Origin of the sequence: Pantoea leporis (genome assembly GCF_028048155.1) — a bacterium.
Classification (GTDB): domain Bacteria; phylum Pseudomonadota; class Gammaproteobacteria; order Enterobacterales; family Enterobacteriaceae; genus Pantoea; species Pantoea leporis.
Genome location: NZ_JALMEU010000004.1, coordinates 34,670 through 46,504, shown reverse-complemented (window position 1 = coordinate 46,504; position 11,835 = coordinate 34,670). Strand labels below are relative to the sequence as shown.

At 50.2% G+C, this 11,835-nt stretch carries 12 protein-coding genes, 1 pseudogene and 1 other annotated feature (1 of these 14 running past the window's edge); of the genes and pseudogenes, 4 read left to right on the top strand and 9 right to left on the bottom strand.

Annotated features, from left to right (window positions below; all coding sequences use genetic code 11):
- Positions 1-72: a sequence feature (His leader region), on the bottom strand (it extends 50 nt beyond the left edge of the window).
- Positions 48-95 (bottom strand): his operon leader peptide, encoded by a 48-nt coding sequence (gene hisL, locus MWH02_RS12980; RefSeq protein WP_100396937.1) that lies wholly within the window; start codon positions 93-95, stop codon positions 48-50. (Overlaps the previous feature by 25 nt.)
- Before the next feature lie 695 nt (positions 96-790).
- On the opposite strand from hisL, the gene MWH02_RS12975 reads away from it, so the two are divergent.
- Positions 791-1,240, top strand: coding sequence for a carboxymuconolactone decarboxylase family protein (locus tag MWH02_RS12975; RefSeq protein ID WP_271460788.1), 450 nt, complete (start codon positions 791-793; stop codon positions 1,238-1,240).
- Positions 1,241-1,486: 246 nt separating this feature from the next.
- On the opposite strand, the gene MWH02_RS12970 is transcribed toward MWH02_RS12975, so the two are convergent.
- The 3 genes from MWH02_RS12970 to MWH02_RS12960 are packed head-to-tail and all read right to left on the bottom strand — an operon-like array spanning position 1,487 to position 3,024.
- Positions 1,487-1,966, bottom strand: a complete 480-nt coding sequence (locus tag MWH02_RS12970) for a carboxymuconolactone decarboxylase family protein (protein WP_271460787.1) — start codon at positions 1,964-1,966, stop codon at positions 1,487-1,489.
- A 15-nt stretch (positions 1,967-1,981) separates the two neighbouring features.
- Entirely contained in the window at positions 1,982-2,590 is a 609-nt protein-coding gene (locus tag MWH02_RS12965) for an FMN-dependent NADH-azoreductase (protein WP_271460786.1), read from the bottom strand.
- The gene (locus MWH02_RS12960; protein WP_271460785.1) at positions 2,587-3,024 is read right to left on the bottom strand and encodes a GNAT family N-acetyltransferase; all 438 of its coding nucleotides are present in this window, start codon (positions 3,022-3,024) and stop codon (positions 2,587-2,589) included. The genes MWH02_RS12965 and MWH02_RS12960 overlap by 4 nt, the downstream gene beginning before the upstream one ends.
- 109 nt (positions 3,025-3,133) lie before the next feature.
- Between MWH02_RS12960 and pdxR the strand changes: the two genes are divergently transcribed.
- Positions 3,134-4,513 carry a MocR-like pyridoxine biosynthesis transcription factor PdxR gene (pdxR, locus tag MWH02_RS12955; RefSeq protein ID WP_271460784.1) on the top strand — a complete coding sequence of 460 codons (1,380 nt, stop codon included), beginning with the start codon at positions 3,134-3,136 and terminating at the stop codon, positions 4,511-4,513.
- 259 nt (positions 4,514-4,772) lie between these two features.
- Here pdxR and MWH02_RS12950 read toward each other — a convergent pair whose 3' ends face one another.
- Together MWH02_RS12950 and MWH02_RS12945 are read right to left on the bottom strand one after the other, a co-directional pair.
- Positions 4,773-5,801, bottom strand: coding sequence for an HlyD family secretion protein (locus MWH02_RS12950; RefSeq protein WP_271460783.1), 1,029 nt, complete (start codon positions 5,799-5,801; stop codon positions 4,773-4,775).
- A 40-nt stretch (positions 5,802-5,841) separates the two neighbouring features.
- On the bottom strand, positions 5,842-7,404 hold the full coding sequence (locus MWH02_RS12945; protein ID WP_271460782.1) for an MFS transporter: 1,563 nt from the start codon (positions 7,402-7,404) through the stop codon (positions 5,842-5,844).
- A gap of 149 nt (positions 7,405-7,553) precedes the next feature.
- Here MWH02_RS12945 and MWH02_RS12940 point away from each other — a divergent pair.
- Both MWH02_RS12940 and MWH02_RS12935 read left to right on the top strand, forming a co-directional pair.
- Positions 7,554-7,868, top strand: a pseudogene (locus tag MWH02_RS12940) (helix-turn-helix domain-containing protein); the annotation flags it as partial.
- Between the two features lie 254 nt (positions 7,869-8,122).
- Positions 8,123-8,950, top strand: a complete 828-nt coding sequence (locus tag MWH02_RS12935) for an SDR family oxidoreductase (protein WP_271460781.1) — start codon at positions 8,123-8,125, stop codon at positions 8,948-8,950.
- A gap of 88 nt (positions 8,951-9,038) precedes the next feature.
- Here MWH02_RS12935 and MWH02_RS12930 read toward each other — a convergent pair whose 3' ends face one another.
- The 3 genes from MWH02_RS12930 to puuD are packed head-to-tail and all read right to left on the bottom strand — an operon-like array spanning position 9,039 to position 11,659.
- The gene (locus tag MWH02_RS12930; RefSeq protein ID WP_271460780.1) at positions 9,039-10,316 is read right to left on the bottom strand and encodes an NAD(P)/FAD-dependent oxidoreductase; all 1,278 of its coding nucleotides are present in this window, start codon (positions 10,314-10,316) and stop codon (positions 9,039-9,041) included.
- A 24-nt stretch (positions 10,317-10,340) separates the two neighbouring features.
- Positions 10,341-10,898 (bottom strand): HTH-type transcriptional regulator PuuR, encoded by a 558-nt coding sequence (gene puuR, locus MWH02_RS12925; protein WP_271460779.1) that lies wholly within the window; start codon positions 10,896-10,898, stop codon positions 10,341-10,343.
- On the bottom strand, positions 10,895-11,659 hold the full coding sequence (gene puuD, locus MWH02_RS12920) for a gamma-glutamyl-gamma-aminobutyrate hydrolase (RefSeq protein WP_271460778.1): 765 nt from the start codon (positions 11,657-11,659) through the stop codon (positions 10,895-10,897). Before puuD ends, puuR begins: the two co-directional genes overlap by 4 nt.
- Positions 11,660-11,835 lie beyond the last annotated feature (176 nt).

Sequence of the window (11,835 nt, the reverse complement as noted above, 5' to 3'; positions counted from 1 at the left end):
ACCACTGGAAGATCCTAATCGTCTCCCAGCACACATCGCCTGAAAGACTAGTCAGGGTGATGGTGATGATGGTGGTTGAACTGAACGCGTGTCATAGTAAATTCCGTTGCTGAATGAGTATTCATTTGCGTGCTGAATAACCTAACGAAGATGGTGACAATTGGCAACCCTTTTTTAACCGTCTGTTAATCCTATGCAGTAATGTCCCTTTTGGCGAGTTTGTTGGGGGTTGTTGCCTGTTCTACCCCGTTCCCGTCAGAAACGCTCTCAGGCCTTCTGAGCTGTGCGCGTAATGAGACGTTATGGTAAATACCCTGAGGGCATGTCCGCTATAAGCGAGAGGTAGACGAATAGAACAAATTTCATTACATATGAATTAAACATTTCTTCCCTGGAACGTCGATTGTCGTTTGGGATAGCCAGGCTTTAGCCTGTTGGTAAACATCAGTTCAGCCAGAAGAAAGAGTTTTCCGACAATGTATCCTGCATTTTTTACCATAATGTTGAAGGGCTCCACCATGTAACCTCCTCAGGTGCCATTTCTGCATAAAGACTAAAACTGGCCATTCAAACAATCATCATTGTTGAATCAAAGTTAAACCCATATTAGTTTCATGGCATTCCATTTTTATCATGTCCTACACATTTTCCTCTCCTTTGTGTCTTTTTTATATGTCAATTTTGATTATGCTGACTTAACACAGAAGTATCCATCAGCAACCCTTCTGAAGAAGGTGAGGCATATTTCCGTAGATAAATCAATCAACTAACACTTTCTAAAGGAAAGCAAATGAAACGTCCAAATTGGTTCCAAGTATCTGCAGAAGGCTCAAAAGCACTGGGAGCGCTGCATCATTTCGCCACAACAGGAACAAATCTCCCGGAAGAGTTAATACATTTGGTTTTTTTAAGAGTATCTCAGATTAATGGCTGCGCGCATTGTATTGATATTCACACCCGCGATCTTATGAAATGTGGCATGTCGGTAGAAAAAATAGTTCTGATTCCCGTATGGGAGGAAGCTACATATTTATTCTCGGATCTGGAGCAAGCGGCACTGGCATGGGCTGAAGAAGTTACCCGAGTAAGTGAGACACATGCTTCGGATGAAGCGTATTCTGCAGCGCTTTCAGTATTTGGTGAAAAAAATTTGGTCGAATTGACTATCGTTATTGCAACAATGAATGCACTTAATCGTATGGGCGTCAGTTTTCGAATGAAGCCGCTGGCCAAGGCGTAAATTACCATTCGTTTTCTTCTCGCGATTGGTTACTCATTTCCCCCAAAGTAAAAACTGCCGAAAGGCAGTTTTTACTTTTTTAACAGTTAGCGATGAATATAATCGATCTTAATATTCTTTTAAGCATGTATAATATTTGGTTAAAAATACACTATGAATACTATTCGTGTGCGATTATTACAACATATGTAAGCTAATTATTAAAAAATAAAGCCGCCAACAAGAGGTGTTGCTGGCGGACATATATTAATTTAATTCAGCACGATCCAGACCGTAAGCGCTATCCATCGATCCTGGTGCCATCTGTGATAAAATCTGGAGACGATTCCAGGCGTTAATTACAGCAATGGTGAATGTTAACTCTGATACTTCTACTTCAGAGAAATGTTCGCGCAATTCGCTGTAAAGCACTTCGCTTACACCACTATCACCAATGCGTGTCAACGCTTCGGTCAGTGCCAGAGCCGCTTTCTCTTTGGCGCTGAATAATGGCGATTCCCGCCAGATTGCAACGTGATAAAGGCGCAGTTCACGCTCCCCATGCATTTTTGCTTCTTTAACATGCATATCCAGACAAAACGCACAATGATTCAGCTGTGAGGCACGGATATCCACTAAGTGCTTAAGTTTTTTATCCAGCGAGATTTTTCCTAATGCCATAGAAGCATCGGCAAGTGTTTTAGCCAGTGCGGGAATGGTTTTAAAATGATTCACACGTGACGACATATTGTAATCCTCTTTTTAAAATAAACGATCAATGGTTTGCAGTGCATGAGGTAACGCTGTATTACGAGCGACGGGGTCATGCGTGCCGTCTACCCGAATAAGTTGCACGTCGGTAATGCCAATATATTCAAGCGCTACGCGAATGTATGGCGTGAACTGGTCGTCCGCTGCAAATGGACCGTGGGCAAATACGCTGCCGCTGGCGACTACGCAATACACCTTTTTGCCGCTGACGAGCCCTATTTTTTTGCCCTCTGGCGTAAAGGCGAAAGTTCGTCCGGCGCGGGTTATATGATCGAACCAGGCCTTTAACACAGAAGGCAGACCGAGGTTCCACATCGGTGATGAGATAACCAGCGTGTCACAATCTAAAAGCTGATCTACCAGTTGTTCCGAAGTCTGAATAGCGGTGAGCTGAGCTTCACTGCGTAGGTCTGGTGGGGTAAAAAAACCAGCAATGGTAAATGCATCAAGATGTGGTAGCGGCCGTTGAGCCAGGTCCAGCACTGATTCTTCAAGCTCGGCATGATGCGCGCGTAATTTTTCTACCAGGCGCTCAGACGCCGCGCGGGATGCCGATCCTGATAAATCCGGGCTGACTTTAATGTGAAGCAGTTTCATCATTTTTTTCCTGAGGTGAGATCGCGATAAAAGTGCAGGCCGAGGGCGGTATATCCGACCCGTTGATAGAATGCCTGGGCTCCTGAATTACTAATGGCGGTATCAAGGACCATCTGACCGCAACCGTATTCACGTGCGATTACCGCTAAGTGATTCAACAGCGTTGCACCTATCCCCTGACCGCGAGCCTCGTCCACTGTTACCAGATCGTCGATGTAACAGAATTGCCCGTGAATGAAGTTTTCGAGCAGTCGATAACCGGCCAGCGCCATTGTTTTGCCATCCTGCTCCAGTCCTGCAAGCCGATAGCCTTGCGCCTGCTGGCGCTGTACCTGGGCGATAAATTGTTTCTCATTCGTCAGTTGGCTGCGTAGCTCCTGCATCAGTGCAAAGCAACGGGCAAGGTCAATGACGGTGTCGTAATGTACAATCTTCATGACGCCTCATAGTGAGTAGCTTGTTTAATAGTCATATCTTAATCTTGTATGTCTTGTTGAAAAGGGTCATTATTCGATTTAATTGATAGGACATTAAGGGGTGCATTTGATGGGGTACAAAGAGATTTATGCCCGCTATCGTCAGCAAATTCAGGACGGCCTTTTGAAACCGGGGGAGCGCGTTCCCTCGATTCGTTCGCTAGCGAGCGAGTTGCAGGTCGCGCGAAAAACGGTGGAAACCGCGTATGAAATTCTTACTGGAGAAGGCTATTTCGTTAGTCTGGGGCCGAAGGGGACCTATATAAATCCGGAACTCCGGCTGACCTCAACGCTCAGCGAAGACAATTATGTATCGTCTCTTTCACCTAACACGCCGGTTACTGAAAGGAAGGGTGATCTGCGGCTCGGCATTCCTGCACTGGATGAATTCCCCCATAAAAAATGGCTATTAATATCGGGAAAAGCGGCGCGAAGTCTGCGTCCGGAAGAAATGCTAATGCCCCCGGTAATGGGCTTTCAGCCGCTACGTGAGGCCATTTCAAGTTATCTCAATATTTCAAGAGGGTTGAATTGCCGGCCGGAGCAAATCTTTGTCACCAGCGGCTATCGGGCCAACTTACGGTTAATTCTGTCGGTACTTGCACAGCCTGACGATAAAGTGCTGTTTGAAGATCCTGGCTACTTTTATGGTCAGCAATTATTGAAGCGAATGGCATCCAATCTACACTATATACCTGTTGATCGGCAGGGCATGGATGTTGATTATCTTCAGCGCTATCACAACGATGCACGCTTTACTATCGTTACACCCACTCATCAAAGTCCGCTCGCAGTTAGCCTCTCATTACCGCGTAAGCATCAGCTGCTGGCCTGGGCACAGCAAAACAGTAGCTGGATAATCGAAGATGATTATGACGGAGAGTTTCATTACACACGAAAAGTAATCCCGGCGTTGAAAAGCCTCGATACGCATGACCGGGTTATTTATACCGGTACGTTTAGTAAAACGATAATGCCAGCTATGCGTATCGGCTATATGGTATTACCACAGGAGACGGTAGCCCATTTCAGTGAACTGGGCGAAATCCTTGAAACGGGTCTGCCATTACTGCCACAAAAAATCCTTGCGCAATTTCTTAGTGAAGGGCACTTCTACCGGCATATAAAAAAGATGCGCTTACTCTATCAGCAGCGGCGTCGCATGATGCTTGAAGCAATTGAAACGAGCTTTCCAGGGTTATTTGAATTTGAGCTTACAGATGGCGGGATGCATATCGTTGCCTTCCAGCAACGTGGAATTGCAGATACTGCATTAGCTGCATTATGGACACAGCACGAGCTTTACGTCCGGCCACTCTCGAGTTGGTATGCGCAGACACAAAAACGTTATGGTTTAGTAATTGGATACACTAATATTCGCTCAACCGAAGAGGCGCAGAAAATTTTGCAGCGGGTTAAGGAAAAAACACTGGCGCTTATGAAGGATTAAGTTTTTTTGATAGCCAGGCGTGAAGGATAACATCTTGTTAAACAGTATTGTTGCCTGAGAAAAAATAATTAGTCGATCACTCCCTGTAAATGAGGGGCGACTAAATATGAGCGTGATGGTACATACGTTTTTTGTAACAGGAACTTAGCCTGGTGTCAGTGCCATTTATTCCCTACAGGATATCACGTCCAGATGATGGGATAATCGTTTTCACGACAGACGTTCAAAAATAGAGAGGTTTTTGTGAATATCGGGAACATTAGCGGATCTCAATTTCAGGAACGGCTGACATCCCAACGCGCAATAATTTTGCATCGGGTTGATTGCCATCCAGCACTATTTTCACCGGTAAACGCTGAACGACTTTAGTAAAGTTACCCGTTGCATTGTCTGGCTGGATGGCAGAAAACGTTGCGCCGGTTGCAGGAGCAATACTGTCGACATGTCCGGTAAAAGTTTTGCCAGGCATGGCATCAATTTTAATTAAGACCTTTTGTCCCTGCTGAACATTTGCCAGCTGTGTTTCAAGATAATTGGCAGTAATGTAAGTTTGATGTAGCGGAACCACGGCCAGCAGACGTGTCCCTGCGTTAACGTAGGCACCGAGGCGCACCGAACGCTGGCCTACCATCCCATCGACTGGTGCAACAATACGTGTATAAGAAAGATTAACTCTCGCCTGGCTGACCTTTGCCTGCGCGACTGCAACATCGGCTTCCGCCTGACGTAGTGCAGCCCTCAACACGCCTACCTGTTTTTCTGCTGAGGTCAGAGCAGCTTCGTTCTGACGAACGACTGCGGATGCAGAACGCTGCGTTGAATGGGCTTTTTGTTGTTCGTCCGCAGCGACGGTACCTCTTTGATAAAGCTTGTTAAAACGTTCAGCGTTCTGACTGGCGTACTGCGCCGATGCCTGACTGGCTAAAAGGGTCGCTTTAGTCTGAGCAATAATAGATTGTTGCTGCTCCAGTTGTGCAAGGCTGCTCAGGTGTTTTGCTTGACTAAGCTGCAAATTAGCTTGCTCCATTTCAAGCGCTATTTTGTAGTCACGGTCATCCAGAGTGGCCAGCGTTTGCCCTGCTTTAACGCGTTGGTTATCTACGACATAGATATTTTTGATATAACCCGATACTTTTGGTGCTACCAGTGTGTAATCCGCATTCACATAGGCATCATTGGTACGGGTATCATTATTCAGCATTGTCGACCAGACGAAAAATATCATCGTCATCATCAGAATTAATAATGCGCTGAGCAGAATTGTCCTTCTGGGTACAGAAAACTTCATTTAACCACCTCTATTATGGCATGGCAGGTTGAAAACGTGTCTAGGGTGGCCAGACACGTTTTGGCAACCAGACAGTGAGTAATAACAGCAGGACGGCAAAGCCAGTCATCAGCAGATAGCTGTCGCCCAGACTCAGAACAATTGCCTGATGTTTTAATAAGGTGATAAATCCAGCGATGTTCTCGGTGTTGCTGATGCTGCCGTCGTGTAATAAAGGAATGCTGCTGCTGGCCTGCTCACTGACCGGTGTCGATATCAACCATGGGCGGTTGGCTACGTTATTGACCAGAACATTAGAATGAAATTGTTCTCTGTGATTTATAAACCATTCCACTAAAACGCCAGCAGCGATGCTTGAAAAAACCCGTACGGTATTGAACATAGCAGAGGCATAATGTCCTTCCGGGGGCGCCACAACGCTGGTTGCGCTCATAAGCAACGGTAAAATAATTGACGGTAATCCAATCGCCTGCAGAACCTGTATGGCCCAGAAATTCTGGCGTGTCCAGTCGCTGGTTATCTGCATACCCATCAGGCTGGCAGCAATCATCAGAGCAATCCCGAAAGCTATCAGCCAGCGACAATCAACCCAGCGCAGACTAAGAAGTGCGGCAACAAGCGGGGTGATAATTAACTGCGGGAGCCCAATGGTCAAAGCCAGTGGGGCAAATTGCACTGTTCGAAAGCCCTCTACTTTACCAAAGAAACTAGACGGCAAAGCCGAGCCAGCCAGCGCTAGTACCAACACTACAGCGAGCGCCATCAGGCCATATGAAAAGTTACTTCTCTCCAGCATCTGTAATTTGAACAAAGGGAGGGGATGAAACCATTCATTAATCAGGAAAATCGCCAGGCACACGACGGCGCTGGATAACAGACCACTAAATAAAGGCGATTCAAACCAGTCCAGACGTCCACCCTGAGTGATAGCGATTATTAAAAACGCCATTCCAGAACAGCCCGTAAGCATACCAAACAGGTCGATCTGTTTAAATCGGTCGAGGTGAATCGGGTCCTGCGGCAAACCCCAGCCAATAAATAGCATCGAAATCAAAATGGCGGGAACCACTTGCCAGAACATGAACATCCAGCTCACATCATCTGTCCAGAATGCCGCCAGTGAAGGGCCCACATTTGGACCAAAAGTCGCAGTCAGAGCATAAGCGCCAAGTCCATAAAGTTTTATCGATGGTGGCAGAAAACGTAGCGCCACAGTCATGAGTAAGGGAGGGAGGGCGCCGCTAAACAGGCCCTGTATCGTTCGCAGTAGAATAAACAGCGGCGCATTCGGCAGTAAGGGTAAAAGTATGCCGCAAACCATAAAACCGCCAGCGCAAACAAGCGCGAATTTACGCAGCGAAAAAGTCACAGCAAACCATGGTGCGATCATCATCGCCACTACTTCTGCGGCCTGGTAGGCAGAGGTGAACCAACTGGCTTGATCATAAGTCACGCCAATTCCGGCACGCACATCCGCAAGCGCTATATCTATAACCCGACCATTAAGTCCGGAGGTTAAGGCTGCAATCAGCACCCCCATAAACCCTATTGCAAGGCGCCAGGTAAAGGGGGGCGAGGGTGGGGTAGAACGCTGTGCATTCATACAAAGTTCCCGATTATTTGTTCGATGCAATGTACCACAATGTGATACATTGAGGCATCTTACATTGCGATAGCATCCATTGCAATGTGATAATTAATACGTGAACTGAGGTAACAGGCTGTCCGTCACCGGACAATAAGGAGCTCTATATGGCCGTAAATGCTTCAAGCTTTGAGGATGAAAAACCCGGCGGGATTCAGGTTATAGCGCGCGCAGCGGCAATTTTGAATGTGCTGGGTAAACACCCTGGCGGCATGAGTCTGGGGGAAATTGCGCAGGAGGTTGCTCTCCCTCGTTCAACGGTGCAGCGTATTGTCGCGGCTTTAGATAGCGCTCAACTTGTGCGTAGCAGTGGGGCTGGAGGCCTGCGTCTGGGACCTGCACTACTCAAACTTATTTCCAGTGTGCACAGCGATGTCGTGGATCTTGTGCGGCCTTTCCTGGAGCGACTTTCATTCAGAACCGTTTCGCACCGATTTCCTCGAGGCGATCTCCGTCATGTTAAGCGATGTCATCAATGTGCGCTCCTGGCACTTAGCTGCCATAGACAGTTAAGCAACTCACAGGACATTTCTGCCTTGCAATGAAGGTGCCGTTTCTGCTTTGCGTTGACACCCTTTTTTAACCGTCAATTTCCGGAATCTCCCGAAACAGTTTGCGCTGGTTTGGCACATCTACCCGCACTAAGATGAAGTGTGAGCCCATAGCAGGAGTCGATATGAAAAAGGTCGCGATTGTAGGTCTGGGGTGGCTGGGTATGCCGCTGGCGATGGCGCTAACGGCACGCGGCTGGCAGGTCACCGGCAGTAAAACCTCGCCGGATGGCGTGGACGCCGCACGCCGCTGTGGCATTGAAGCCTTCCAGCTGGTGCTAACCCCCGAACTGGAGTGTGAAGCTGAAGAGTTAGATACGCTGATGGCAGTCGATGCGCTGGTGGTGACGTTACCTGCCAGCCGCACGGTGAAAGGCGGTGAAGATTACATGCAGGCGGTGCAGAACGTGGTGGATACCGCGCTGGCGAAGAAAGTGCCGCGCATTATTTTCACCAGCTCAACCTCAGTGTACGGCAGCGGTGAGGGCGTAATGAAAGAGAGCAGTCCGCTGCAGCCGGAAACCGTCGCCGGCAAGACGTTGGTGGAGCTGGAAAATTGGCTGCACGATCTGCCCGGCACCAGCGTGGACATTGTGCGTCTCGCGGGATTAGTGGGGCCGAATCGTCATCCGGGGCGTTTCCTTGCCGGTAAAACCGGGCTGGAAAACGGCGGTCATGCGGTCAATCTGGTTCATCTCGATGATGTGGTCGATGCGATTGTGCTGTTGCTGCAAACCCCTAAAGGCGGGCATGTCTACAATTTGTGTGCCTCGAAACATCCGTCGCGCGACAGTTTTTATCCTAGCGTTTCGAAGCAGCTGGGGCTTGAGCCACCGACGTTTGTCGCTGAGCCAGTGCGTTCAAACGGCAAGGTGATTGATGGCTCGAAGATCGCGAGTGAGCTGGGTTTTGAGTATACGTATGACGACCCGATGAAAATGCCGGTGGAGTGATTTCCCCTCTCCCGCAGGCGGGCGAGGGAATCTTTTGCTCCCTCTCCCGTGGGAGAGGGCCGGGGTGAGGGCATCAGCGCGCAGCAGATTAAACCCCAAACCGATCCCTTAACGCATACCACGCCGCTCCCATCGCGGTAAGCGGCACCTTAAACCGTCTCCCACCTGGAAACGGCAGATGCGGCAATTTTGCGAACGCATCAAATCTCTCGGCGTGCCCACGCAGCACTTCAGCAATCAGCTTCCCCGAAAGATGGGTACAGGTCACGCCGTGTCCGCTGTCGCCCTGCATAAAGAACGCATTCTTCTCCACCTGCCCAAACTGCGGCATGCGCGATAGCGTGAGCAGGAAGTTGCCGCTCCAGCGGTGGCTGATTTTGATGTCACGCAGCTGCGGAAAGGTGCGCTGCAACTTGGGGCGAATCAGCGCTTCAATGTCATCCGGCTCGCGTGCGCCATAAACTACGCCGCCGCCGTAGAGCAGGCGGTTATCGGCGGTGAGGCGAAAGTAGTCGAGCAGATAGTTACAATCTTCAACGCAATAATTGTTTGGCAGCAAGCCCAGCGCCTGATCGCGCGTTAAAGGTTCGGTGGTGACGATCTGCGAGCCGCACGGCATGCTTTTGCCCGTCAGGCGCGGTTCAAGCTGTGACGGCAAATAAGCGTTACCGGCAAAAATCACGAAGGTGGCGCTGACTTCGCCCTTAGCGGTTTTTATGCGATGCGGTGCGCCATATTTCACTTCAATCGCCGCCGACTGCTCATAAATGCGCCCGCCGTGACGGCGAATCGCTTCGGCTTCGCCCAGCGCCAGATTAAGCGGATGAAGATGCCCGCCGCGTTTATCGAGTAAGCCACCGACGTAGCGATCGGTCGCCACTTCGCGCCGAATGCCGCGTTCGTCGAGCAGCTCCAAATCGTGATTGCCGTAGCGTGCCCAAAGGGCTTTTTGGCTACGCAGATGGCCCATTTGCCGCTGATTCAGTGCGGCAAAAATGCCGCCGGGACGATAGTCGCAGGCGATAGCGTAACGGTCGATGCGGTCGCGAATAATCTCCGCGCCTTCAAACATCATGCTGCCAAGCATTTGTGCGGTCTGTTTGCCGTAGCGCTGCTCAATCACATCCACGTCGCGGCTGTAGGAGTTGACGACCTGGCCGCCATTGCGGCCGCTGGCGCCAAAGCCGATTTTCGCCGCTTCAAGCAGCACCACGTCGTAACCGGCTTCGGTGAGAAACAGCGCGGATGAAAGTCCGGTAAAGCCGCCGCCAATGATGCAGACATCGCACTGCACTGACTCTTGCAGCTCTGGCCACGGCTGGTGGGCGTTGGCGGTAGCGGCGTAATAACTTCCCACATGTTGCATGACATCCTCCTTAAGCGCGAAACCTTAGAAATTGGCGGGCGTATGCGCGCTAACAATGCGACACGGCTGATCTGAGGTATTGGTAAAACTGTGCGGCAAGCCGGTATCAATCACATAGCTTTCACCGCGATAGAGATGGTAACTCTGGCCGTTGACCACCAGCGTGATTTCCCCTTCCAGCACGGTGCCGGTTTCCTCGCCGGGATGGCGTAACTTCTCGCCGGTGCTGGCACCAGGTTCATAACGCTCCAGCAGCATCGCCAGCGCGCGTCGTGCAGATCCGTTATCGATCAGCAACAGCGATACGCCCAAGCTGCCGATCTCCACGCACTCTTCCGGGCGTACAATCACCCGCGGCGTGGCATTGATTTTGGGTTCAGAGAAAAACTCTGAGAGCGAAAGCCCATAAACTTTCAGCAGCTTCTGTAAGGTGCTTACGGCCGGGCTCACTTTGTCCTGTTCGATAGTACTGATGGCGCTGTGCGTTAAACCTGATAACTCAGCGACGCGACGCTGAGACAATCCCAACTCCTGCCGGATCTGCGATAAGCGACGTCCGGGTGCCAGAGTGGCATCATTCATGGCTGTTTTTCCTTGTGATAACAGACAGCGGCGTGGATAAAAGCCTCAAACAAACGGCGCGAGACCGGATCGCGTTCGGAGTGCCATTCCGGATGCCATTGCACCGCAAGGGCGAAAGGGTGCTTTGGCAGGCTTACGGCTTCAACCAGCCCGTCGGGCGCGCGCGCTTCGATACGCAGCTGTGGACCGGTTTCGCGGATGCCTTGCCCGTGCAGCGAGTTGACCGCAAAAGGTTCGGCGCTGCCGAGCAGCTGGCTCAGCATGCCATCCACTTCTGGCTGCACGGTATGTGCCGGCGCGTATTGCTCATCCAGCGGCAGCGCGTCGTTTTCGCGGTGCTCCTGAAACAGATGTGTCATATGCAGCTGGCGATGCAGCGCACCGCCATTAGCGACCACCAGCTCCTGCAAACCGCGGCAGATGCCGAACATCGGCATCTTTTTACCGATCGCATGGGTGATGAGCCCAAAGGCGAGGCGATCGCGCGCCGGATCGGCATGCGTCTCTTTACCGTCTGCGCCATAATGCCAGGGCTCGATGTTGCTGGGGCTGCCGGTCAGCAAAATGCCATCCAGCACGGTCATACTGTTTTCTAATAGATGAGGTGCCTGCATCAGTTGATGCGGCAATGGCAGCGGCACGCCACCGGCAAGCACGATAGCGTCGAGATATTTGTTGTGAACCGTTTGCCCTGGATGGTTGCCGATTAAGTTCTGGCACATCACTACGCCAATCAAGGGCTTGTCAAAAATAATGCCCATAACGTCTCCGCGTTGCTGTTCAATATTTTCGCCGGAAATGCGCGGCTGGCCTTAAAAGTGTGCAATATTTTGTCAATCTAGCAACCGATCGTTCATTCCTCAAACAGAATTGTTACATTTGCACACTTTTTGCGTTAGCGCTATGTTAGTGGAGTGGCTGTTATTTTGAGCATTGC

Bases quoted from the DNA above. Each gene is read 5' to 3' on its own strand.
- MWH02_RS12975 (WP_271460788.1), top strand. From the start codon at position 791: ATGAAACGTCCAAATTGGTTCCAAGTATCTGCAGAAGGCTCAAAAGCA.
- MWH02_RS12970 (WP_271460787.1), bottom strand. From the start codon at position 1,966: ATGTCGTCACGTGTGAATCATTTTAAAACCATTCCCGCACTGGCTAAA.
- MWH02_RS12965 (WP_271460786.1), bottom strand. From the start codon at position 2,590: ATGATGAAACTGCTTCACATTAAAGTCAGCCCGGATTTATCAGGATCG.
- MWH02_RS12960 (WP_271460785.1), bottom strand. From the start codon at position 3,024: ATGAAGATTGTACATTACGACACCGTCATTGACCTTGCCCGTTGCTTT.
- pdxR (WP_271460784.1), top strand. From the start codon at position 3,134: ATGGGGTACAAAGAGATTTATGCCCGCTATCGTCAGCAAATTCAGGAC.
- MWH02_RS12950 (WP_271460783.1), bottom strand. From the start codon at position 5,801: ATGAAGTTTTCTGTACCCAGAAGGACAATTCTGCTCAGCGCATTATTA.
- MWH02_RS12945 (WP_271460782.1), bottom strand. From the start codon at position 7,404: ATGAATGCACAGCGTTCTACCCCACCCTCGCCCCCCTTTACCTGGCGC.
- MWH02_RS12935 (WP_271460781.1), top strand. From the start codon at position 8,123: ATGAAAAAGGTCGCGATTGTAGGTCTGGGGTGGCTGGGTATGCCGCTG.
- MWH02_RS12930 (WP_271460780.1), bottom strand. From the start codon at position 10,316: ATGCAACATGTGGGAAGTTATTACGCCGCTACCGCCAACGCCCACCAG.
- puuR (WP_271460779.1), bottom strand. From the start codon at position 10,898: ATGAATGATGCCACTCTGGCACCCGGACGTCGCTTATCGCAGATCCGG.
- puuD (WP_271460778.1), bottom strand. From the start codon at position 11,659: ATGGGCATTATTTTTGACAAGCCCTTGATTGGCGTAGTGATGTGCCAG.